The 23,919-nt window shown below is 60.0% G+C and carries 16 protein-coding genes and 2 tRNA genes; 4 read left to right on the top strand and 14 right to left on the bottom strand.

Annotated elements, in window-relative coordinates:
• Nucleotides 1–85: 85 nt before the first annotated feature.
• From ACQ4MY_RS09960 to rnr, 9 genes are all read right to left on the bottom strand, one after another.
• Nucleotides 86–3,361: a DUF2126 domain-containing protein gene (locus tag ACQ4MY_RS09960; RefSeq protein WP_440094910.1), complete on the bottom strand. Its 3,276-nt coding sequence runs from the start codon at nucleotides 3,359–3,361 to the stop codon at nucleotides 86–88.
• 293 nt (nucleotides 3,362–3,654) lie between these two features.
• Nucleotides 3,655–5,967 carry a YgiQ family radical SAM protein gene (locus ACQ4MY_RS09955; RefSeq protein ID WP_045122956.1) on the bottom strand — a complete coding sequence of 771 codons (2,313 nt, stop codon included), beginning with the start codon at nucleotides 5,965–5,967 and terminating at the stop codon, nucleotides 3,655–3,657.
• A 187-nt stretch (nucleotides 5,968–6,154) separates the two neighbouring features.
• Complete coding sequence (gene dnaB / locus ACQ4MY_RS09950; RefSeq protein WP_008078305.1) at nucleotides 6,155–7,552, bottom strand: replicative DNA helicase; 1,398 nt, start codon at nucleotides 7,550–7,552, stop codon at nucleotides 6,155–6,157.
• Between the two features lie 120 nt (nucleotides 7,553–7,672).
• Nucleotides 7,673–8,119, bottom strand: a complete 447-nt coding sequence (gene rplI / locus ACQ4MY_RS09945) for a 50S ribosomal protein L9 (protein WP_008078307.1) — start codon at nucleotides 8,117–8,119, stop codon at nucleotides 7,673–7,675.
• A gap of 18 nt (nucleotides 8,120–8,137) precedes the next feature.
• Nucleotides 8,138–9,031 (bottom strand): hypothetical protein, encoded by an 894-nt coding sequence (locus tag ACQ4MY_RS09940; RefSeq protein WP_008078309.1) that lies wholly within the window; start codon nucleotides 9,029–9,031, stop codon nucleotides 8,138–8,140.
• 36 nt (nucleotides 9,032–9,067) lie between these two features.
• Entirely contained in the window at nucleotides 9,068–9,298 is a 231-nt protein-coding gene (gene rpsR, locus ACQ4MY_RS09935) for a 30S ribosomal protein S18 (protein WP_002551829.1), read from the bottom strand.
• 28 nt (nucleotides 9,299–9,326) lie between these two features.
• Nucleotides 9,327–9,749: a 30S ribosomal protein S6 gene (gene rpsF, locus ACQ4MY_RS09930; RefSeq protein WP_003236224.1), complete on the bottom strand. Its 423-nt coding sequence runs from the start codon at nucleotides 9,747–9,749 to the stop codon at nucleotides 9,327–9,329.
• Between the two features lie 275 nt (nucleotides 9,750–10,024).
• Nucleotides 10,025–10,789, bottom strand: coding sequence for a 23S rRNA (guanosine(2251)-2'-O)-methyltransferase RlmB (gene rlmB / locus ACQ4MY_RS09925; RefSeq protein WP_440094909.1), 765 nt, complete (start codon nucleotides 10,787–10,789; stop codon nucleotides 10,025–10,027).
• A complete protein-coding gene (rnr, locus tag ACQ4MY_RS09920; RefSeq protein WP_440094908.1) occupies nucleotides 10,786–13,416 on the bottom strand; it encodes a ribonuclease R in 2,631 nt (876 codons plus the stop codon). Before rnr ends, rlmB begins: the two co-directional genes overlap by 4 nt.
• 226 nt (nucleotides 13,417–13,642) lie before the next feature.
• Here rnr and ACQ4MY_RS09915 point away from each other — a divergent pair.
• From ACQ4MY_RS09915 to ACQ4MY_RS09900, 4 genes are all read left to right on the top strand, one after another.
• A tRNA-Leu gene (locus tag ACQ4MY_RS09915) sits at nucleotides 13,643–13,729 on the top strand.
• Between the two features lie 181 nt (nucleotides 13,730–13,910).
• Nucleotides 13,911–13,997 (top strand) — tRNA-Leu (locus tag ACQ4MY_RS09910).
• Nucleotides 13,998–14,289: 292 nt separating this feature from the next.
• The gene (locus ACQ4MY_RS09905) at nucleotides 14,290–15,300 is read left to right on the top strand and encodes an extracellular solute-binding protein (RefSeq protein ID WP_134175845.1); all 1,011 of its coding nucleotides are present in this window, start codon (nucleotides 14,290–14,292) and stop codon (nucleotides 15,298–15,300) included.
• Nucleotides 15,300–16,865, top strand: coding sequence for an ABC transporter permease (locus ACQ4MY_RS09900; RefSeq protein ID WP_440094907.1), 1,566 nt, complete (start codon nucleotides 15,300–15,302; stop codon nucleotides 16,863–16,865). Before ACQ4MY_RS09905 ends, ACQ4MY_RS09900 begins: the two co-directional genes overlap by 1 nt.
• A gap of 71 nt (nucleotides 16,866–16,936) precedes the next feature.
• Here the strand turns inward: ACQ4MY_RS09900 and ACQ4MY_RS09895 are convergent, their stop codons facing one another.
• The 5 genes from ACQ4MY_RS09895 to hflK form a co-directional block, all read right to left on the bottom strand.
• Entirely contained in the window at nucleotides 16,937–18,871 is a 1,935-nt protein-coding gene (locus ACQ4MY_RS09895; RefSeq protein ID WP_158836104.1) for a methyl-accepting chemotaxis protein, read from the bottom strand.
• Nucleotides 18,872–19,010: 139 nt separating this feature from the next.
• On the bottom strand, nucleotides 19,011–20,300 hold the full coding sequence (locus ACQ4MY_RS09890) for an adenylosuccinate synthase (RefSeq protein WP_008078328.1): 1,290 nt from the start codon (nucleotides 20,298–20,300) through the stop codon (nucleotides 19,011–19,013).
• Nucleotides 20,301–20,354: 54 nt separating this feature from the next.
• Nucleotides 20,355–21,542: an ATP phosphoribosyltransferase regulatory subunit gene (locus tag ACQ4MY_RS09885; RefSeq protein ID WP_007915833.1), complete on the bottom strand. Its 1,188-nt coding sequence runs from the start codon at nucleotides 21,540–21,542 to the stop codon at nucleotides 20,355–20,357.
• 313 nt (nucleotides 21,543–21,855) lie between these two features.
• On the bottom strand, nucleotides 21,856–22,725 hold the full coding sequence (hflC, locus tag ACQ4MY_RS09880; RefSeq protein WP_008078329.1) for a protease modulator HflC: 870 nt from the start codon (nucleotides 22,723–22,725) through the stop codon (nucleotides 21,856–21,858).
• Entirely contained in the window at nucleotides 22,725–23,894 is a 1,170-nt protein-coding gene (hflK, locus tag ACQ4MY_RS09875; RefSeq protein ID WP_008078330.1) for an FtsH protease activity modulator HflK, read from the bottom strand. The genes hflC and hflK overlap by 1 nt, the downstream gene beginning before the upstream one ends.
• Between the last annotated feature and the right edge of the window lie 25 nt (nucleotides 23,895–23,919).

Here is a 23,919-nt window from a genome sequence, read left to right as displayed (position 1 = left end):
AAGCTCGGCAGACAGCAGGGAACGGTCAGACTAACGCAGGCACATGACCTGCGGATAGACGAAAAATCCGCATGTCGTGTAGGCCTTAGAAACGTCGTAAATCGATTGTCATCGGCAGCTCGTCACTGATTTCCACGTTCGGTACAGGAAGTTTCCCTGGCGTGTGTCCGACACGGAAGAATCGCGCCATGCGCCGGCTCTCCGCTTCGTTGGCATTGACCGGCAACGTCTCGTAATTACGCCCGCCGGGATGAGCGACGTGGTACTGACAGCCGCCCAGCGAGCGTCCCATCCAGGTATCGAGCAGGTCGAACACCAGCGGTGCGTGGACAGCTATCGTCGGTTGCAGACAGTTGGCTGGTTGCCAGGCGCGGTAACGCACACCGGCGACGAATTCACCGACGCGCCCGCTCGGGTGCAACGGCACCGCGACGCCATTACAGGTCAGCAGATAACGCTGCGGCGGCAGCCCTTTGACCTTGACCTGCAAACGCTCCAGCGATGAATCGACATAACGCACCGTGCCACCTGCCGCGCCCTCCTCGCCCAACACGTGCCAGGGCTCCAGCGCCTGTCGCAGTTCCAGTTCAATGCCGTTGACGGCGTAATCGCCAACCTTGGGGAACCGAAACTCCAGGTGCGCGGCGAACCATTCGGCCCGCAGTGAATAACCGGCATTGTTCAGTTCGACGATAACGTCAGCGAAATCCTGCTCGATAAAGTGCGGCAACAAGAAGCGATCGTGCAGCTCGGTGCCCCAGCGCGCCAGTTTCGGCGGCGCATAAGGTTCACGCCAGAACCGTGCGACCAACGCCCGCAGCAATAACTGTTGAGCCAGGCTCATGCGCGCATGCGGCGGCATTTCGAATGCGCGCAACTCCAGCAAGCCGAGACGCCCGGTGGCGCCATCCGGCGAATACAGTTTGTCGATGCAGAACTCGGCGCGATGAGTGTTGCCAGTGACGTCGATCAGCAAATTGCGCAGCAGTCGATCGACCAGCCACGGCGCGCACTCCTCGCCCGGTTCCGGCATCTGCGCGAAAGCGATTTCCAGTTCATACAGCGCGTCATTGCGTGCCTCGTCGACGCGCGGCGCCTGTGAGGTCGGGCCGATGAACAATCCGGAAAACAGGTACGACAGCGATGGATGGTTGTGCCAGTAACTGATCAGGCTGCGCAGCAGATCCGGACGTCGCAGAAACGGTGAATCCGCCGGCGTCGCGCCGCCGAGCACAAAGTGATTGCCGCCGCCGGTACCGGTGTGGCGGCCGTCGATCATGAATTTCTCGGTGGTCAGGCGGGTTTGCCGCGCTTCTTCATAGAGGAATTCGGTGCGCTCGACCAACTCGTCCCAGGTCGCCGACGGCTGCACGTTGACCTCAATCACGCCAGGGTCCGGGGTGATGCGGAAGTTGCTCAGGCGCGGGTCGCTCGGCGGCTCGTAGCCTTCCAGCAGTACCGGACAATGCAGTTCTTCGGCGGTGGCCTCGATGGCCGCCACCAGTTCCAGATAGTCTTCGACCCGCTCCAGCGGCGGCATGAACAGGTACAACCGCCCCTCGCGGGCTTCGGCACAGAACGCGGTGCGGGTCAGCCAGTCGGCGGATTCGTCGATCTTCGGGGCCCGCTCGTCAACCAGCGCCGGTTCGCCGTGACGGTTGAGCTGCGCGGTTTGCGGCAGTTCGGGAAAGTCCTGATTCGGATCCTGAGGGTGAATAAACGGGTATTCGGCAGCCTTTACCCACGGCTGCGAACCGAGCGGCAGGCGATAGCCCAGTGGCGAATCCCCTGGCACTAAACGGCAGTGCTCATCGCGCAGATACCAGCGGCCGCTTTGCCATTGATCGCCCTTGGCTGTGCGCGCTAACGGCAGCACTTGGCCGATCACCTTGTTCAGGCCCTGACTGAAGACCTTGCGCAGGCGTGCGCGCTCCAGCGGTTCCTCCAGACGTGAATCTTCGGCACTGACGTTGCTCGGCAACGTGCCCTCGCGCCAGAGGTAATAGAAGTTGTCTTCGTAGGCCGGGAACACAAAGCGTGTAGGCAGTTTCAGGCGTTCGGCGACACTGGCGAGAAAACGCCCGGCCAACTCACCCGTGGCACCGTAACCCTGTTGTTCGTCAGCAATCAGCGCGTCGTTGTGCCAGATCGGTATGCCGTCGCGGCGCCAATAGCAATTGAGCGACCAGCGCGGCAGTTGCTCGCCGGGATACCACTTGCCCTGACCAAAATGCACCAGGCCCTTCGGCGCGTAGTGCTTGCGCATGCGCTGGAACAGTTCGGCGGAGAGCCGGCGTTTATCCTCACCCAATGCAGCGGTGTTCCACTCGGCGCCATCGGGGTCATCGATAGAGACGAAAGTCGGCTCGCCGCCCATGGTCAGGCGTACGTCGTCTGCCAGTAGATCGGCATCGATCTGCCGGCCCAGTGCCTGAATCGCCAGCCATTGCTCATCGGTGTAAGGCTTGGTGACGCGCGGCGCCTCCCATATTCGTTCCACCGACATTTCGTGGCTGAACACGCATTCGCACGGTTCGACCAAGCCACTGATCGGCGCCGCCGAGGACGGATCGGGACTACAGGCCAACGGGATATGCCCTTCACCGGCGAACAACCCGGACGTGGCGTCCAGACCAATCCAGCCAGCACCCGGCAAGTACACCTCACACCAGGCGTGCAGGTCGGTGAAATCCACGTCGGTGCCGGACGGCCCGTCGAGACTTTTCACGTCGGCCGTCAGTTGGATCAGATAGCCGGAGACAAATCGCGCAGCCAAGCCGAGGTTGCGCAGCAATTGCACCAGCAACCACGCCGAGTCGCGGCACGAGCCGGACGCATGTTCGAGGGTGTGCTCCGGGGTTTGCACGCCCGGTTCCATGCGGATCAGGTAGCCGATGTCTTCACTCAGGCGCTGATTGAGCGCCACAAGGAAGTCCACTGCCGGCAGCGGCGTGCGGTCGATGGCGTCCAGATACGCTTTGAATTTCGGTGTCAGCGGCAGGGTTTCGAGGTACGGCGCCAGTTCCTTGCGTTCATCGGCGGCGTAGGCAAAGGGGATTTTCTCGGCGTAGGGTTCGAGGAAGAAGTCGAAGGGATTGAACACGGCCATTTCGGCCAGCAGATCGACTTCGATGCGCAATTCATCGGTTTTCTCCGGGAACACCAACCGCGCGAGGTAGTTGCCCTGCGGGTCTTGCTGCCAGTTGATGAAGTGCTGCTCGGGCGAGACTTTCAGCGCATACGACAGAATCCGCGTGCGGCTGTGGGCGGCCGGGCGCAGGCGAACGATCTGCGGGCCGAGTTCGACAGCGCGGTCGTAGCGGTAATGCGTGACGTGATGCAATGCGACATGAATCGACACGGCGTGCCTCCTGCGAGCCTAAGCGTATTCGAAAGCGCGCAAGACTTATGCCATGCAGAGGCTTGGGCGCTTTCCCGGAATGCTCAGGGCAGTACAGCACCAAAATCGGGCGATGCGGGGAAATGGTTGGGCGAAGTTGCGCCTAAATGTGGCGAAGATCAAAAGATCGCAGCCTGCGGCAGCTCCTACAGGGAAACGCGAATCCCACTGTAGGAGCTGCCGCAGGCTGCGATCTTCTGACTCAAAAAAAACGCCAACCCGAAGGTTGGCGTTCTGTTCAGCTAAAAAGCAACTTAGCGCGGTACGACCGGCTTGCGGGTCGGCTTCGGCCCTTTGCCTTTCGCGGCGTCCTTACGCTCCTTGGCCGCCTGCTGATTGCGGGCAAACGCCGCCGCCTTGGCCTGTTCACGCTTGTCCCAAGGATTACCACCATCACTGGCACGTGGCGGCAAGCCGGTGTGCTGGGTGAGGATCTTGGTGGTCTTCTCTTTGCCTTCCTTCGCCACTTTATGGCTGCCGGCCGGCGTCGAGTTCTTGCGACGGGCGCTCTGGTAGCTGTCGGTGGTCGGCTGGTGCGTCGGGATCAACTGATCCTTGCCCGAACCGATCAGGTCGGCGCGACCCATGCGGATCAGCGCTTCACGCAGCATCGGCCAGCCTTTCGGGTCGTGATAACGCAAGAACGCCTTGTGCAGACGACGCTGCTCTTCGCTCTTGACGATGGTCACCGCGTCACTCTTGTAAGTGACTTTGCGCAGCGGGTTCTTGCCCGAGTGGTACATCGCGGTGGCGGTGGCCATCGGTGACGGGTAGAACGCCTGCACCTGGTCGGCGCGGAAGCCGTTGCCCTTGAGCCACAGAGCGAGGTTCATCATGTCTTCATCGGTGGTGCCCGGGTGGGCGGCGATGAAGTACGGAATCAGGTACTGCTCTTTGCCCGCTTCCTTGGTGTACTTCTCGAACATGCGCTTGAACTTGTCATAGCTGCCAATGCCCGGTTTCATCATCTGGTTGAGCGGACCTTCCTCGGTGTGTTCCGGGGCGATCTTCAGGTAACCGCCGACGTGGTGGGTCACCAACTCTTTGACGTACTCCGGCGACTCGACCGCGAGGTCGTAACGCAGGCCGGAAGCGATCAGAATCTTCTTCACACCCGGCAACGCACGGGCGCTGCGGTACAGCTGAATCAGCGACGAGTGGTCGGTGTTCAGGTTCGGGCAGATGCCCGGGAACACGCAGGACGGCTTGCGGCATGCCGATTCGATTTCCGGCGTCTTGCAGGCGATGCGGTACATGTTCGCGGTCGGGCCGCCGAGGTCGGAAATGACGCCGGTGAAGCCCGGGACCTTGTCGCGAATCTCTTCGATCTCGCGAATGATCGACTCTTCGGAACGGTTCTGGATGATCCGGCCTTCGTGCTCGGTGATCGAGCAGAAGGTGCAGCCACCGAAGCAGCCACGCATGATGTTCACCGAGAAACGGATCATGTCGTAGGCCGGGATCTTCTCCTTGCCGTACGCCGGGTGCGGAACACGGGCGTAAGGCATGCCGAACACGTAGTCCATTTCTTCGGTGGTCATCGGAATCGGCGGCGGATTGAACCAGACGTCGACTTCGCCGTGCTTCTGCACCAGCGCACGGGCGTTGCCCGGGTTGGTTTCCAGGTGCAGCACGCGGTTGGCGTGGGCATACAGAACGGCGTCGCCACGCACTTTTTCAACCGACGGCAGACGAATCACAGTCTTGTCACGGGTCATGCGCGGGCTGGCCAGGATCTGTACGACCTTGGCTTCCTGCGGATCTTCAACCGGACCTTTTTCCTGCTCGATGGCGCAGGCCTGGGTGTCTTGAGTATTCACGTACGGGTTGATGATCTTGTCGACCTTGCCCGGACGGTCGATGCGTGTCGAGTCGACTTCGTACCAGTCTTTCGGCGTATCGCGACGAATGAACGCGGTGCCGCGCACGTCGGTGATGTCTTCGATCTTGTGACCGTAGGACAGACGCTGGGCGACTTCGACAATCGCGCGCTCGGCGTTGCCGTACAGCAGAATGTCGGCGCAGGCGTCGATCAGGATCGAGTTACGCACGCGATCCTGCCAATAGTCGTAGTGGGCGATGCGACGCAGGGAAGCTTCGATGCCGCCGAGGACGATCGGCACGTTTTTGTAAGCCTCTTTGCAGCGCTGGCTGTAGACCAGGCTCGCGCGATCCGGACGTTTGCCGGCCATACCGCCTGGGGTATAGGCGTCGTCGGAACGGATTTTCTTGTCGGCGGTGTAGCGGTTGATCATCGAGTCCATGTTGCCGGCCGCGACGCCGAAGAACAGGTTCGGCTCGCCGAGCTTCATGAAGTCGTCTTTGGACTGCCAGTTTGGCTGGGCAATGATCCCGACGCGGAAGCCTTGCGACTCCAGCAGCCGGCCGATGATCGCCATGCCGAACGACGGGTGATCGACGTAGGCATCACCGGTGACGATGATGATGTCGCAGGAATCCCAGCCAAGCTGATCCATCTCCTCCCTGCTCATCGGCAGGAATGGCGCTGGCCCGAAACATTCGGCCCAGTACTTTGGATAGTCAAATAACGGCTTGGCTGCTTGCATGTCGATAACCGGTGTTGGCTTTCATTGAATTTCGCGGGCGCGGAATATAGCACAAATTTTGACCAATTCCGACGGCTGTAGTCGGAAATTGGTGGCGACCCTATCGCTGGCAAGCCAGCTCCCACAGGACCGATGCGATCCCTGTGGGAGCTGGCTTGCCAGCGATGGGGCCCTTCAGGACGCTAAATTACTCGTCGTCGTCGAAGTTATAGCTGCCCGGCGCGAGGTTTTCGAAACGGGTGTACTTACCGATAAACGCCAGGCGGATAAAGCCGATCGGCCCGTTCCGCTGCTTGCCGATGATGATTTCGGCAATACCTTTATGCTCGGTCTCCGGGTGATAAACCTCGTCCCGGTACACAAACATGATCACGTCAGCATCCTGCTCGATCGCTCCGGATTCCCGGAGGTCGGAGTTGATTGGACGTTTGTTCGGCCGCTGCTCCAAGGAACGGTTGAGCTGGGACAGCGCCACCACCGGGCAGTTGAATTCCTTGGCCAGGGCTTTCAAGGAACGCGAGATTTCCGAAATCTCGTTGGTCCGGTTGTCGCCACCGGAGCCCGGAATCTGCATCAACTGCAGGTAGTCGATCATGATCAGGCCGATCTCGCCGTGTTCACGCGCCAGACGCCGGGTCCGCGCACGCATTTCCGACGGGCTGATACCAGCCGTGTCGTCGATGAACAGTTTGCGGTCATTGAGCAGGTTGACCGCCGAGGTCAGGCGCGGCCAGTCGTCGTCTTCCAGTTGGCCGGAACGCACCTTGGTCTGGTCGATGCGGCCCAGCGAGGAGAGCATACGCATGACCAGCGATTCGCCTGGCATCTCGAGGGAATACACCAGAACGGCCTTGTCGCTGCGCAGTACGGCGTTTTCCACCAGGTTCATCGCGAAGGTGGTTTTACCCATCGATGGACGACCGGCGACGATGATCAAGTCAGCCGGCTGCAGGCCACTGGTCTTCTCGTCGAGGTCGGTGTAGCCAGTGGACAGGCCGGTAATCGCGTTGTCAGTGTTGAACAGCGTGTCGATGCGATCGATGGCCTTGGTCAGCAAATCGTTCACGCCTACCGGGCCACCGGTTTTCGGCCGGGCCTCGGCAATTGCGAAGATCTGCCGTTCGGCTTCGTCGAGGATTTCCTCGGCGGTGCGCCCTTCCGGGTTGAAGGCGCTGTCGGCGATCTCGGTGCTGATACCGATCAGTTGGCGCAACGTCGCACGCTGGCGGACGATCTGCGCATAGGCCTTGATGTTGGCGACGGACGGCGTGTTTTTCGCCAGTTCGCCGAGGTAACCGAGACCGCCGACTTGCGAGGTCTGACCTTCCTTGTCCAATTGTTCGGCAAGGGTCACGACGTCGATCGGCGAGTTCTGATCGGCCAGCTTGGCGATCGCACGGAAGATCAGGCGGTGGTCATGTCGATAGAAATCGCCGTCGGAGACTTGATCGAGCACGCGTTCCCAGGCGTTGTTGTCCAGCATCAGACCACCGAGTACGGCCTGTTCGGCCTCGATGGAATGCGGCGGCACCTTCAGGGCAGCGGTTTGCAGATCGTATTGCTCGGGAGCGGAGATATCGTTCATGGCCACTTGTGTTGTTTGGAAAAACAGGGAGTTCAGAAAGACAAAGGGCACGACCTGTAAACAGGATCGTGCCCGATGTTAACCGTCTGACGGACAAGCCGCCAGCCGATCAGGTGTTGCTTAAGCTGCTACCACGACAACGCGTACGGTGGCTTCAACTTCGGCGTGCAGGTGCACAGCCACGTCGAATTCACCTACGTTGCGGATGGTGCCGTTCGGCAGACGAACTTCGCTTTTCGCAACTTCAACGCCGGAGGCGGTCAGTGCGTCAGCGATGTCGTGAGTACCGATCGAACCGAACAGCTTGCCTTCGTCGCCAGCGGTGGCAGTGATGGTCACTTCCAGCTCGGCCAGTTGGGCAGCACGGCTTTCAGCCGATGCTTTACGGTCTGCAGCAGCTTTTTCCAGCTCGGCACGACGCTCTTCGAACGCAGCGATGTTCGCTGGGGTCGCGGCGGTAGCTTTGCCGTAAGGCAGCAGGTAGTTACGACCGTAACCGGCCTTAACGTTTACTTTGTCACCCAGGTTGCCCAGGTTGGTGACTTTTTCCAGAAGGATCAGTTGCATGTGAAAATCCTCTAACTTTTAACCTTCACCGTTCGCGCTGTCGGTGTCTTTCGACACGTGACGACCGCGAAAATCAATCAGGCTGTCGACAATGGCCAAGACCACGAGCAACGGATAGATCAGCTGCATGAACAGCAACAGCGTGACGTACAACCCCACCAGCCAGAACCCGGCCAGTCGCTTCTGCCCGACCAGCCCGTGAATCAGGGCCAGTCCGGCGAACACCAGCGGTACACTGCACAACGGCGTCAACATGGCCATCTGTGCACCGAGATTCGGGCCCAGAAGCATCAACGCCAGCAGTAACATCGCCGGCCCCAGCGGGATCCGGATGGCGCGAAACTCGCGACCAAAACCACCCGGGTTGTACAACAACGCCTGCCAATGACGCCCGACAATCAGGCTCAGCACGCTGACGATCTGCAACAAAGCCGCAATCAGTCCGGTCAGGACTGGCGCAATCAGGGACGCGAAACGCGCTTGCTCTTCGACCGACAATTGCTTGTAGGTCTCACCGAGAAGCGCAGGCATGACCTTTATCAAGGCTTGCGCGAGCATCTCGATCTGGGCTGCAAACGCTGCCCCGAGCACCACCGAAAACACCACCCCTACCGCCACGCTGACCAGCAGCGTGCGAACCCAGGATTCACTTGCGCGCAAAACCAACGCAAGTCCCGAAGACCCCAGCAGCACCAGAAGTGCCCGTGGATCATCGGCGTACAACCACCAGACCAAGGCCGGCAGCAGTCCCAGGGACAGAACGCCAAGAGCGTCCGTCAATCCGCGCCGCAGCAGCACAAGGCTCCCGGCGGCAGCGCCCAACCAATACAACAACGGCAATGTTGCACATCCGGCCACTACAAGAGTGGCCTGCATGCGGCCGCGCATGATGAACTCAGCTAAGGCACGCATGCATTCAATCCTTTGCTACTTGTCGACTGCCCGGTCTCAGCGGCCGTGGCTGTCGGTGTAGGCCAGCAGGGCCAGGAAGCGGGCGCGCTTGATAGCGGTGGCCAGCTGACGCTGATAACGAGCTTTGGTACCGGTGATGCGGCTTGGAACGATTTTGCCGGTCTCGGATACGTAGGCTTTCAGAGTGTTGAGATCTTTGTAATCGATCTCCTTCACGTCTTCAGCGGTGAAGCGGCAGAATTTACGACGACGGAAGAAACGTGCCATTTGATAGGCTCCTTAAAAGGTCCGTGGATTACTCGTCAGCGTTATCGCTGTTGTCGCTGTCATCACTATCAGCGCTATCAGCGCCTTCGTGCTCAGGACGGTCGCGACGCTCACGGCGCTCACTGCGGTTTTCTTCAGCCTTGAGCATCTCGGATTGGCCGGTAACGGCTTCTTCGCGACGGATGACCAGGTTACGGATCACTGCATCGTTGTAGCGGAAGTTGTCTTCCAGCTCGGCCAGGGCCTTGCCAGTGCACTCAACGTTCAGCATCACGTAGTGAGCCTTGTGAACATTGTTGATTGCGTAGGCCAGTTGACGACGGCCCCAATCTTCCAGACGGTGGATTTTGCCGCCGTCTTCTTCGATCAGCTTGGTGTAACGCTCAACCATGCCGCCGACTTGCTCGCTTTGATCCGGGTGGACCAAAAAGATGATTTCGTAATGACGCATGAATGCTCCTTACGGGTTGTAGCCTGCCGCTCAAAAACGGTCAGACAAGGAGTGAATGACACTTATGGACTTGCTGGCGCGGGGCACATGCGTGCCTGCCGTCACAGCAAGGGGCGCAATTGTAGAGAAGGGACAGAAGAGGTGCAAGGCAATTGGTGAATATTTGAACAATCACCAAAGAACACCTGTAGGAGCTGCCGCAGGCTGCGATCTTTTGATTTTGTCTTAACATCAAGATCAAAAGATCGCAGCCTGCGGCAGCTCCTACCGGGGGGTTATTTCTTGGTGGCGGTCTTGGCCTTGGCGCCGCGTTGGCGCTGGGCTTCGAACAGGCATACGCCCGTAGCGACCGAGACGTTGAGGCTGCTGACGCTACCGGCCATCGGCAGTTTCACCAGATAGTCACAGTGCTCGCGAGTCAGGCGACGCATGCCTTTGCCTTCGGCGCCCATGATCAGAATGGTCGGGCCCGTCAGATCCTGGTCGTAAATGCTGACTTCAGCTTCGCCTGCCGTGCCGACAACCCACAGACCGCGCTGCTGAAGTTTTTCCAGCGTACGCGCCAGGTTGGTTACAGCGACCAACGGAATCACTTCCGCCGCGCCGCAAGCGACTTTACGCACCACCGGAGTCAAGGTTGCCGACTTGTCTTTCGGCACGATCACCGCCAGCGCACCGGCGGCATCGGCCGAGCGCAGGCAGGCACCGAGGTTGTGCGGATCGGTCACGCCGTCGAGCACCAGCAGCAATGGTGCGCCGTCGGTGCGATCAAGCAGTTCGTCGAGCATCGCTTCGCCCCAGACCTGGCTCGGGCTGACTTCCGCGACCACGCCTTGGTGAACGCCTTCAACCCAAGCGTCCATTTCGCGGCGCTCGGCCTGACCGACCTGGACACGGTTTTCGTTGGCCAGCTCAACCAGCGTCTGCACGCGAGGATCGTTGCGGCTTTCCGCCAGCCAGATCTGCTTGACGCGCTTCGGGTGATGACGCAGCAACGCTTCTACCGCGTGAACGCCGTAGATTTTTTCCAACTGACTCATGACTTCGCCTTCGGTTTACGTGCCCCGCCACTTTTGGCTGGAGCAGAACCCGCTTTTGGCGGGCCTTTACGATGTTTGCTCGGTTTTGCTGGCTTGCTGCCGGAGGCCTTTTCAGGCGCCGACCGCCCGGTCTTTCCCACAGGCGCCGCTTTACCACCGTTTTTGGCGTCGGAAAGCAGAGCTTTCTTCATTTCACGGCTTTTGCGCAGCTCGGCGTTTTTCGCCACAGCGTCGCTTGGGCGATAAGCTTCGGGAGCTTTCTCTTTCGCTGGACGGCGACCTGCGGTTTTTGCAGGAGCCGCTTCGGCTTTTTCCTTCGCGGCTGGCGCAGCAGTTTCAGCACCACGTTTTTTGCGACCGATCGGCGCGCTGATGGTTTTTTCAGCCATCTCGAAGTCGATCTTGCGTTCGTCGAGGTCAACGCGCATCACGCGCACTTCAACGGTATCGCCCAGACGGAAGCTGCGACCGGTGCGCTCGCCCGCCAGGCGGTGGTGCACAGGATCGAAGTGGTAGTAATCACCCGGCAGCGCGGTGACGTGCACCAGGCCTTCGACGTAAATATCGGTCAGCTCGACGAACAAACCAAAACCGGTCACCGCAGTGATCACGCCCGGGAACGACTCGCCCACGCGATCCTTCATGAACTCGCACTTGAGCCAGTTCACCACATCGCGGGTCGCTTCATCGGCACGGCGCTCGCTCATCGAGCATTGCTCGCCGAGTTGCTCCAGCGCCGCTTCGTCGTACGGATAGATGCGCGCTTTCGGAATGGTCATCGCGCCGGCACGACGAACGTGCGGGGTGTCCTGTTTCGAATGGATCACGCTGCGGATCGCGCGGTGCGTGAGCAAATCCGGGTAACGACGGATCGGCGAGGTGAAGTGGGTATAGGCTTCGTAATTCAGGCCGAAGTGGCCCTGATTGTCAGCGCTGTACACCGCTTGGCTCAGCGAACGCAGCATTACGGTCTGGATCAGGTGGAAGTCCGGACGATCCTTGATGCTCGCCAGCAATGCCTGGTAGTCCTTCGGCGACGGGCCGTCCTTGCCTTTATGCAGGGACAGACCGAGCTCACCAAGGAAGGCGCGGAGTTTTTCCAGACGCTCCGGTGGCGGGCCATCGTGGACGCGGTACAGCGCAGGAATTTCGTGCTTCTTGAGGAATTCGGCGGTGGCCACGTTGGCCGCCAGCATGCATTCTTCGATCAGCTTGTGCGCATCGTTACGGGTGGTCGGACGGATCTCGGCAATCTTGCGCTCGGTACCGAAGATGATCCGGGTTTCCTGCGTTTCGAAATCGATCGCGCCACGTACGTGACGAGCAGCCAACAGAACCTTGTACAGCGCATACAGCTGCTTGAGGTGCGGCAGAACGTCGTTGTACTCACCGCGAAGCTGACGCGCCTCGGTGATTTTCGGCGTTTCCAGCATCGCGCTGACTTTGTTGTACGTCAGGCGAGCGTGGGAGTGGATCACCGCTTCATAGAAGCAGTAGTCGGTCATTTCGCCGGATTTGGAGATGGTCATCTCGCAAACCATGGCCAGACGATCGACGTGTGGGTTCAGCGAGCACAGGCCGTTGGACAACTGCTCAGGCAGCATCGGCACCACGCGCTCGGGGAAATACACCGAGTTGCCGCGCACTTGCGCTTCGTTGTCCAGCGCCGAACCGATTTTCACGTAGCTGGAAACGTCGGCAATCGCCACGTACAACTTCCAGCCGCCGGAGAACAGGCGCAGCTTGCCCGGTTTGGCTTCGCAGTAAACAGCATCGTCGAAGTCGCGGGCATCTTCGCCGTCGATGGTGACGAACGGCAGATGGCGCAGATCGACGCGCTTCTCTTTGTCTTTTTCTTCGACTTCCGGCTTGAGCTTGGCCGCTTCTTTCAGTACGGCTTCAGGCCAGACGTGCGGAATGTCGTAGGTGCGCAGGGCGACATCGATTTCCATGCCCGGCGCCATGTAGTTGCCGACCACTTCGACCACGTCGCCTTGCGGCTGGAAGCGCGGCGTCGGCCAGTGGGTGATTTTCACCTCGACGAACTGACCGATCTGCGCGTTGGCGTTGCGACCCGGCGTGACCAGCACTTCTTGCTGGATCTTCGGGTTGTCGGCAACGACGAAACCGATGCCGCCTTCTTCAAAGTAGCGACCGACGATGGTTTCGTGAGCACGCGACACGACTTCGACGATAACGCCTTCGCGGCGACCACGACGGTCAAGACCGGAAACACGGGCCAGCGCACGGTCACCGTCGAACACCAGACGCATTTGCGCCGGGCTCATGAACAGGTCATCGCTGCCGTCGTCCGGCACCAGGAAGCCGAAACCGTCACGGTGACCGCTGATGCGACCGAGGATCAGGTCAAGCTTGTCGACCGGCGCGTAGGTGCCACGACGGGTGTAGATCAGTTGTGCGTCGCGCTCCATGGCGCGCAGACGGCGGCGCAGGGCTTCGATCTGGTCTTCGGTGGTCAGACCGAACTCTTCGACCAGTTGCTCGCGGGCAGCAGGCGAACCCCGATCGGCGAGGTGCGCCAGGATCAGTTCGCGGCTAGGAATAGGGTTTTCATATTTTTCCGCTTCACGAGCGGCCTCGGGATCGAGGGACTGCCAATCGGCCATTAGAGAGTTTTCACCTTGTCTATATGCGGGTTAGTTTGGCATAGGCGCCATGAAACGGGAAATTTCCGACTCTATAAGGCCCATATCAGGGCCTGCAGCGTCACTTGGAAGCCGTTTTGAACACCGCCGGTAAAAAAAATCATGTTTTTTGCTGAGAGGGGTTTACAGTTAAAAAGACGCTCCGTATAGTGCGCGCCATCGACGACGCACAAGCGTTGCCGATACTGCCCAGATGGTGAAATTGGTAGACACGCCAGCTTCAGGTGCTGGTGACCTTACGGTCGTGGAAGTTCGAGTCTTCTTCTGGGCACCAATTTCGAGATTGAGACTAGATCAGTTTCAAGGCTCACACAAAAACCCGCGAAAGCGGGTTTTTTGCATTCTAAGCCCAGGTTTTCTTAAAACTGATTTATTAAAATTAAATCAGGGGTTTACAGATCAAAAGACGCTCCGTATAGTGCGCCACATCAACAGCGGCAACGCTAGCGATGATTGCCCAGATGGTGAAATTGGTAGACACGCCAGCTTCAGGTGCTGGTGACCGCAAGGTCGTGGAAGTTCGAGTCTTCTTCTGGGCACCAATTCAAATCCAAGGTTACGACCATGGATTTCACAAAAACCCGCGAAAGCGGGTTTTTGCGTTTCTGCCCTCCCGAAATCCTGATATCTCCATGTAGGAGCTGCCGAAGGCTGCGATCTTTTGATCTTGTTTTTCCAAAGAGCAAGATCAAAAGATCGCAGCCTTCGGCAGCTCCTACGGTTCAAAGCAGACGCCGTATCAGAGCTGGCAGCCTCTCGCAAGGCGCACTTGAGAAACAATATCGTTTATCATTGTTGCAAGTTTTTGCAATGCGACAGTGAGGAACCCTGCGAATGACGTTTCGAAATACCCTGCGCCGAGGCCTGACCTTCACCCTCCTCGGCCTGGCGCTCGCCACTCCCCTCACCCAGGCTGCCGATGCGGTTTCCCTGACTCTCTATAACGGCCAGCACAAGGAAGTCGGCGACGCGATCGCCAAAGCCTTCGAAGCCAAGACCGGCATTCACGTCAATGTCCGCAAAGGCAGCAGCAACCAGCTCGCCAGCCAGGTCATCGAAGAGGGCGACCGCTCCCCCGCCGACGTGATCTACACCGAAGAATCGCCGCCACTGAACAATCTCGGCGAACTCGGCCTGCTGGCAAAAACCGATGACGCCACTTTGGCTGTGCTTCCGGAAAAATACGTCGCCGGCAACGGCACCTGGATCGGCGTGACGGCGCGCGTTCGCGTGGTTGCCTACAACCCGAAACTGGTCGATGAAAAAGACTTGCCGAAATCGGTGATGGAATTCTCTGATCCGCAGTGGCAAGGCAAAGTCGGCTTCGTACCGACCAGCGGCGCATTCCAGGAACAGGCCGTAGCCATCATCAAGATGCACGGTCGCGACGCCGCCGAAGAATGGCTGACGGGCCTGCGCGCGTTCGGCAAGACCTACAGCAACAACATGGTCGCCCTCAAAGCCGTGGAAAACGGCGAAGTCGCTACCGTGCTGGTGAACAACTACTACTGGTTCGCCCTGCAACGCGAGAAAGGCAAACTCGACTCGAAACTGCATTACTTCACTGGCGGCGACGTCGGTGGTTTGATCACCGTATCCAGTGCTGCCGTGCTGAAATCCAGCAAACATCCAAAAGAAGCCCAGCAATTTCTTGCCTACATGGCCAGCGAAGAAGGTCAGCGCGTGATCACTCAGACCACCGCCGAATACCCGCTGCACAAAGGCATGGAATCGGATCGCGGGCTCAAGCCGTTCAGCGAACTGGAAGCACCGAACGTAACGCCGGCCGACCTGGGCAATGCCGAAGAAGCGCTGGAACTGGAACGTGAAGTTGGCTTGAACTGATGGCCGCATCGTTATCCGCCCCCGCCGCGCGCGGGGGTTACGTACCAAAGCGCAAGCGGCCGTCGATCTGGCTGGTACTGCCGGTGTTGCTGCTGGTGGTGCTAAGCCTTTTGCCGCTCGCCTACGTTGGACTGAAAGCCTGGCAGGCCGGCTGGGCCGAGGCTCTGCATTTGTTGTGGCGCCCGTATGTGTTCGGCCTGCTACGCAATACCTTGGCATTGATGGTTGGCGTAACCCTCACCTGCGGCGTGATTGGTCTGTCGCTGGCTTGGCTGCTGGAGCGCAGCAATTTGCCGGGCCGGCGTCTATGGGGCGTGATTCTGTGCCTTCCGTTCGCAGTGCCGGCATTTGTCAGCAGTTTCACCTGGGTTTCGCTGAGCGCGCAGTTCGAAGGGCTGGGCGGGGCGATTCTGGTGATGAGCCTGTCGAAATACCCGCTGATCTTTCTGCCGGTAGCGGCAACCCTGCGCAATCTTGATCCGTCGCTTGAAGAGTCTGCCCGCACGCTGGGGCAGAATCGCTGGGGGGTGTTTTTCCGCGTCACCCTGCCGCTGCTTTGGCCGTCGTTGTTGGCCGGTTCGCTGTTGATTGCTTTGCACATGCTGGTGGAATTCGGCGCGCTGTCGATCATCGGCCTGCAAACCTTCACCACGGCGATCTATCAACAGTTCGAACTGGAATTCAGTAACGCCAACGCGGCGATGCTTTCTGCGGTGCTGCTGGCGCTGTGCCTGGTGTTGTTGTGGCTGGAGCTGCGTGTGCGCGGCAAAGGCCGGCATGTGCGCACCGGCCAAGGCGCGGCGCGTCAGGCTGAACAGGTTCGATTGGGGCGCTGGGCTTCGCTGGGTCAGTTGTATTGTCTGGCGCTGGCGATTGTCGGCAGCGGGATTCCGCTGGGGATGCTGGCGTACTGGCTGGCGGTGGGTTCGTCGGCAGCCTTTCCGGTAGCGGCGATCACCGAAGCATTGCTGTCGTCGCTGGCGTTGTCGCTGGGCGGCGCGGCGCTGTGTCTGGTGCTGGCAGTGCCGGTGGGTTTGCTGGTGGTACGTTACAAAGGCCAATTAGCGATTTGGGCTGAGCGTCTGCCGTACCTGTTGCATGCGCTGCCGGGCTTGGTGATTGCGCTGACGCTGGTGTATTTCGCCCTGCATTACGTGCCGGCGCTGTATCAGACTTCGGGGTTGTTGCTAATTGCTTATGCGCTGTTGTTTTTACCGCTGGCTCAAGCACCGATTCGTACTGCACTGAACAAGGCTGCGCCGCAGCTTGAAGAGGCTGCACGCACGCTGGGCGCTTCGTCGTTCACAGCGTTTTGCCGAGTGACGCTGCCGATCATCTTCCCGGCATTGGGCGCGGCGTTTGCGCTGGTGTTTCTCGATGCGATGAAGGAATTGACGGCGACGTTGCTGTTGAGTCCGACCGGGCTTAATACGCTGGCGACCGAGGTGTGGGCGCATACCGCGAATGTCGAGTTTGCGGCGGCGGCGCCTTATGCGGCGTTGTTGATTTTGGTGTCCGGGTTACCGGTTTATCTGTTGACGACGCGGATGTATCTGAGCCGCTAAAAGATCGCAGCCTGCGGCAGCTCCTACATGGGATTAATGTAGGAGCTGCCGCAGGCTGCGATCTTTTGATCTTAAGCCCTGAACTGCCCCAGACTGGCTTTCAGCTGTGCAGCCAAACCATCCAACACCTTGCCACTCGCCGTGGTTTCCACGACCGCCTGCGCCGCCTTCTCGGCCTGCGCATGAATCGTCTCGACTCGCCCGCGCACCGCCTGCGCACCCTGCGCCTGATGCGCTGCAGCCTGCGTCGCCAGGCCAATCGCCGCGTGCACCTGCTCGACCGACGTCTGCACCGATTGCTGCAACCGCGCGCTGTCACGCAACACCAGCAAACCTTCGCTGGCCTGACGCCCGGCCTGACCGATCGCCTCGACCGCCTCACGCGCGCCCTGCTGCAACGCGACGATGTGCGCCTGAATATCGCCGGTAGAACTTTGCGTCTTGCTCGCCAGCGCCCGAACCTCGTCCGCTACCACGGCAAAACCACGCCCGGTTTCGCCAGCGCGCGCCGCTTCGATCGCAGCGTTCAGCGCTAGCAGATTGGTCTGCTCGGCAATCCCGTGGATCACCGTCAGCACCACTTCGATCTGCTCACTCTGCTGCGCCAGTCGCTCAATGACTTTCGCCCCGGTATCAACCTGCCCCGCGAGCGCCTCGATCAGGCTGCCGACCTTGGCGGAGGTGCGAGTGTTTTCATCCGTGGCCTGACGAATATCCACCACCTGCTTCAGCGCCGCTTGCATGGCATGGCTTTCCGATTGCGCCTCATCAGCCATTTGCGACAGCGCGCGCAGGCTTTCCGCCACTTCGTCACGCTGCATCCCGGCCGCCGCATCGGCACCGGCATTGCGCAAAGTCATTGCGCCAATTTCGACGCCGGTGCGCTGCGCGACATCGCCCGCCTCGCGCACGATCGGCTGCAACTTATCCACAAAGCGATTGACCGCCGCGGCCATGTCGCCGATTTCGTCCTTGCTGTTGATCTGCACACGCTTGGTCAGATCACCCTCGCCCGCCGCCAGGTCATCCATCGCGGCATTGAGCATCTTCAGGCGATTGACCACGCGATGGCCCAACACCACAGCCAACAACAGCAGCACACCGCAGCCAACCAGCGCCAGGCCCAAGCCGATTCTCCAGCGCAGGGTCGCCGCTGCTTCTTGCACCGTGCTCGCGGTATTGGCCTTCATCTCGGCGGCGGTGGATTGCGCCGATTGCAGACGCGCTTGCATCGCCGTGGCGCTGTCCGCTGCAGCGCCTTTGAGGCTGTCGCCGACCAGTTGATCGCTGCTGGCGATCAGCGCCGAGAAACGTTTGTCCAGCGCTGCCAGATCAGTTTCCACCGAGGCCGTGGAAACGCCCATCAGCACCTTGCCGATTTCCACGCCATTGGGGTTGATCGAGGCTTCGAGGTAGTAGACCGACGGATCGTTTTTCGCCGCATCCAGCACTTTATCCAGCGCACGCTCGCCCTGACCTTTTTCCAGCAAGGCCTTGTTGATCGGGTTTTCGCGATTGAGATAACGGGTCAAGTGCTGGCCGGTGGCGTCGTCGTAGACCACGAACAGCACATTGGGATTGCGCTGGGCCCGGCGGGCGAATTCAGACAGGGTCGGCACGTCGCTGTCCCACATGGCGCGCGGCGCGACGGAGGCCAGCAACTGCGCCATGTCATTGGCCGAATCCTTCAGATCCTTTTCCAATGTCGTACGCAGTTGCGCCTGCTCGTCCTTCAGCCGCGAGGACAGACCGGCAGTCAGACGCTGGCGGGTGCTGGCGGACAGGGCGTCGAGGCTCGACGTGACTTCACGCCCCGCCTGCTCCAGTTCGCCCGAGAGTTTCTGGCTGTCGGCGCCGAGGCGCACAGCCAAATCTGCTTCCAGCGCCGTGACGGTGCTCCGTGTCAGGGCGACGGCCACCAGCACTTGCACCAAAAGAGCGATACCAAGGGTAACGAATACCGGGCGCAACAAACGGCTTTGTAACAGTGAGAGAACGGCCGACACTGTGAATACCTCTACTTCTGACGCCATTAATTTGATGGCACTCTTGTAGGAAGATTCACAGCAAAGGTCATGCCGTCCAACAGGCATAAACGACAAAGGCCCCGATTAAGGGGCCTTTGTTTTTTACATCAACGACTTATCAAGCGAACGGATGGCGCAGAACGATGGTTTCGTTGCGGTCCGGGCCCGTCGAAATAATGTCGATCGGTGCGCCGATCAACTCTTCGACGCGTTTGATGTAGGCACGAGCGTTAGCTGGCAGCTCTTCCAGGGTCTTGGCGCCCACGGTCGATTCGGTCCAGCCCGGCACTTCTTCGTACACAGGCTGCAGGCCTACGTAGCTGTCAGCGTCGGTCGGAGCAACGGCGTTGCCTTGCGCGTCTTTGTAGCCGACGCAGATGTTGATGGTTTCCAGGCCGTCGAGTACGTCCAGCTTGGTCAGGCAGATGCCCGAGATGCTGTTCACATCGATCGCGCGACGCAGGATAACGGCGTCGAACCAGCCGCAACGACGGGCACGGCCGGTGGTAGCACCGAACTCGTGACCTTGCTTGGCGAGGTGTGCACCGACGTCGTCGAACAGCTCAGTCGGGAACGGGCCCGAACCGACGCGAGTGGTGTAAGCCTTGGTGATGCCCAGGATGTAGTCCAGGAACATCGGGCCAACGCCCGAACCGGTCGCCACGCCACCAGCGGTGGTGTTGGAGCTGGTCACGTACGGGTAGGTACCGTGGTCGATGTCGAGCAACGAACCCTGGGCGCCTTCGAACATGATGTCCTTGCCGGCGCGACGCAGGTCGTGCAGCTCGGCAGTGACGTCGAGCATCAGCGGCTTGAGCAGCTCAGCGTATTCCTTGCACTCGGCCAGGGTCTTTTCGAACTCGATGGCCGGCTCTTTGTAGTAACCGACCAGCATGAAGTTGTGGTAATCCACCAGTTCACGCAGCTTGTCTTCAAAGCGCGGCATGTTCAGCAGGTCGCCGACACGCAGGCCACGACGAGCGACCTTGTCTTCGTAAGCCGGGCCGATGCCGCGACCGGTTGTACCGATCTTCAGCTCGCCACGAGCCTTTTCACGAGCCTGGTCCAGCGCTACGTGGAAGGACAGGATCAGCGGGCAGGACGGGCTGATACGCAGACGCTCGCGCACCGGTACGCCTTTCTCTTCCAGCTTGGTGATCTCGCGCAGCAGGGCGTCAGGTGCAACCACCACGCCGTTGCCGATCAGGCACTGCACGCCTTCGCGCAGCACGCCCGACGGGATCAGGTGCAGGACGGTTTTTTCGCCGTCGATCACCAATGTGTGACCAGCGTTGTGGCCACCTTGGTAGCGCACTACGGCGGCAGCATGTTCGGTCAGCAGATCAACGATCTTGCCTTTGCCCTCATCACCCCATTGGGTGCCCAGGACTACGACATTCTTACCCATAACACTTGTCCTCATTCGCGCAAACTTGGTGCCGGCGATGGCCGGCAGGAAAACTCAAGAAGCCAGTGGCGAAACTTGCCAAAGCCCGTTCTGCTGAATCAATTGCCGGTCGCAGTCCGCATCACGGGCGGCGGCCAAAGGTTGCCCAGGCAAAGCCTGAACGACACGCTGACCCTCACTGCGCAACTGGCAAACCTGCTGCCAGAGTGCCGCATCCGTACTGTCAGGCATCCAGATACCGCCAGACGGTAGCTCGATCTCAGCACGCCCCAGGGTCACCAGGGTTTTCAAATCGGTGGAGAAGCCTGTCGCCGGACGGGCGCGGCCAAAATCCGCGCCGATGTCGTCGTAGCGACCGCCCTGAGCGATGGACTGGCCAACGCCCGGCACGAACACCGCGAACACCACACCGGTGTGGTAGTGGTAGCCACGCAACTCGCCCAGATCAAAATACAGCGGCAGCTCCGGGAAACGCGCCGACAGACGCTCGGCGATCGCCAGCAAATCTTCCAGTGCCGCCAGCACCGGCGCCGGCGCATTGGCCAGACGCTCGCGCGCAGCGCTCAACACTTCACGGCCGCCGCACAGATCAACCAGCGCACGCAACATGCCGGACAGATCGGCCGGCAGGCCTTCGGTCAAGGTAATGACCTCGTCGATGGCCTTGCGTTGCAGGGCATCGAACAACTGCTGTTCGACTTCACCAGACAGACCGGCGGCACGCGCCAGACCACGGTAAATGCCGACATGCCCCAGATCCATGTGCACATCCGGCACGTCGGCCAGTTGCAACATGGCCAGCATCAGGCTGATCACTTCAACGTCGCTGCTCGGGCTGGCGTCGCCGTAAAGCTCGGCGCCCAACTGGATCGGGCTGCGCGAGGACGACAATGCCCGCGGCTGCGCATGCAGCACGCTGCCGGCGTAGCACAGACGGCTCGGGCCTTCGCGACGCAGGGTGTGCGCATCAATGCGCGCCACTTGCGGCGTGATGTCGGCACGGAAACCCATCTGCCGGCCCGATTGCGGGTCGATGACCTTGAAGGTACGCAGATCCAGGTCCTGGCCCGCGCCGGTCAGCAGGGATTCCAGGTACTCGATATGGGGAGTCACGACAAACTCGTAACCCCAGCTCTGGAACAGATCCAACACCTGACGACGCGCGACTTCAATGCGCGCCGCTTCCGGTGGCAGTACTTCTTCGATGCCATCTGGCAGCAGCCAGCGGTCTACCGTTGCCATTACGCCATTCCCCTTTGATCCGGGCGGCCAGCCTGCGGGCGAGCCTTGAGTGAAGCAGAAAATGACCGATCCGTTCAAAACGCACGCGCATGAACGACGCGGCGAAAGGCCTGTTACCGGCTTCGCCCATCACTTTCCTCGAAATACTCTCGGGCCATTCAACCCGATGCCTGCAACAAAAAACAGCAATCAAACGTGCAGACGCAAAAAAGCCGGGAATTTCCCGGCTGCCGCATCATACACACGTTTTCCCAAAGGATCACCCCGCCCGAGGTTTTAGCCGCCGGGCGGAATGATTCAGGTCAACGCCGTATCAAGGCTTGGACTTTTCCAGGTAACGGAAGAAGTCGCTGCTTGGGTCGAGGACCAGGACGTCGGATTTATTCGCGAAGCTTTCACGGTAGGCGCGCAGGCTACGGTAGAAACCGTAGAACTCCTGATCCTGACCATAGGCCTTGGAGTAGATCGCAGCGGCCTGGGCATCACCGTCACCGCGAATCTCTTCGGATTCACGATAGGCTTCAGCCAGCAGCACGCGGCGTTGACGATCGGCGTCGGCACGGATGCCTTCAGCCAGTTCGTTACCCTTGGCGCGGTGCTCGCGAGCTTCACGCTCACGCTCGGTGCTCATACGTTCGAACACGCTGCGGTTGACTTCTTTCGGCAGATCGATGGCCTTGACCCGGACATCGACCACTTCGATACCCAGCTCTTTTTCCGCCATCTTGTTCAGCGAGGCAGTGATGTCAGCCATCAGTGCGTCACGTTCACCCGACACCACTTCGTGCAGGGTGCGCTTGCCGAACTGGTCACGCAGACCGGATTCCAGACGACGCGACAGACGCTCGTCGGCGATTTGCTTGAGGCCCGAAGTTGCGGTGTAGAAGCGCTCGGCATCTTTCACGCGCCACTTGGCGTAGGCATCGACCATGACGGCTTTCTTTTCCAGCGTCAGGAAGCGCTGTGTCGGTGCATCCAGCGTCATCAGCCGTGCGTCGAATTTACGCACCTGGTTAACGTAAGGCACTTTCACATGCAGGCCCGGCTGAACATCGGCCTGAACCACACGACCGAATTGCAGCAGCACCGCACGCTCGGTCTGAGCGACGATGTAGAAGCAGTTCCAGCCAACCAGTAGCACGACGACGCCAACAATAAGGGCGATCAGCGATTTATTGCTCATCAGCGGGTCTCCCTTGTGCGCGACTGCGGCAGGTCAGTGACGTGCGGCGTGACATCCGTGTTGCTGGCGGCAGCCGAACCGGTGACCGGCGCATTGCTGCCCGAACTGTTCTGAATCATTTTGTCCAACGGCAGGTAAAGCAGGTTGCTCTGGCCGTTCTTGTTACCGGTCACGAGTACCTTGCTGGTATTGCTGAAGACTTCCTGCATGGTGTCCAGGTACAGACGCTGGCGGGTCACTTCAGGTGCCTTGCGATACTCGGCGACCAGTTTAGTGAAGCGATCAGCCTCACCCTTGGCGCGCGAGACCGTTTCGTCGCGGTAACCGTTGGCATCCTCAAGGATACGCTGGGCCTGACCACGGGCTTCCGGCACGACGCCGTTGGCGTAGGTTTCAGCCTGGTTGCGCGAACGCTGCTCGTCTTCACGGGCGCGGATCACGTCATCGAAGGCTTCTTGCACTTCACGCGGTGCCGCTGCGCTCTGTACGTTGACCTGAGTGACGGTGATACCGGTGCGATAGGTATCGAGGAAGCGTTGCAGACGCTCCTTGATTTCGCTGGCCATCAGCTCACGACCTTCGGTCAGCACCTGGTCCATGGCGGTGGAACCCACCACGTGGCGCAGGGCGCTGTCGGTCGCGTGCTGCAGGCTGATTTCCGGCTGATCAACGTTCAGCACGAAATCCTGCAGGTTGCTGATCTTGTACTGCACGGTCAGCGGTACTTCGACGATGTTCTCGTCTTCGGTCAGCATCTGGCCCTGCTTGGTGTACGCCCGCTCACGCGTGACGTTTTCCATGTACTTCTTGTCGATCGGCGGGAAGTAGATGTTCAGGCCCGGGCCGACGGTCTCGTAGTACTTGCCGAAGCGCAGCACCACGGCTTGCTCCTGCTCGTCGACCACGTACACCGCGCTGTACAGCCAGACAGCCGCGAGCACGACCAGGCCGATGCCGAGCAGGGCGCCGAAGCCACCACCACTGCGACCCGAACCACCGCCGTCATCACCGCGTTTCTTACCACCACCGAACAACCCGTTCAGGCTTTCCTGCAGCTTTCGGAAGGCCTCGTCGAGATCCGGTGGCCCCTTGCGGTCGCCGTTATTGCGGCGCTTGCCACCCCAAGGATCCTGATTATTCGAGTTGCCACCCGGCTCATTCCAAGCCATAGCGCTCTCCATCTGATAAAGCAAA

Source organism: Pseudomonas sp. SM4 (genome assembly GCF_051913165.1).
Lineage (GTDB): Bacteria > Pseudomonadota > Gammaproteobacteria > Pseudomonadales > Pseudomonadaceae > Aquipseudomonas.
This window is presented reverse-complemented; position numbering and strand designations above follow the sequence as displayed.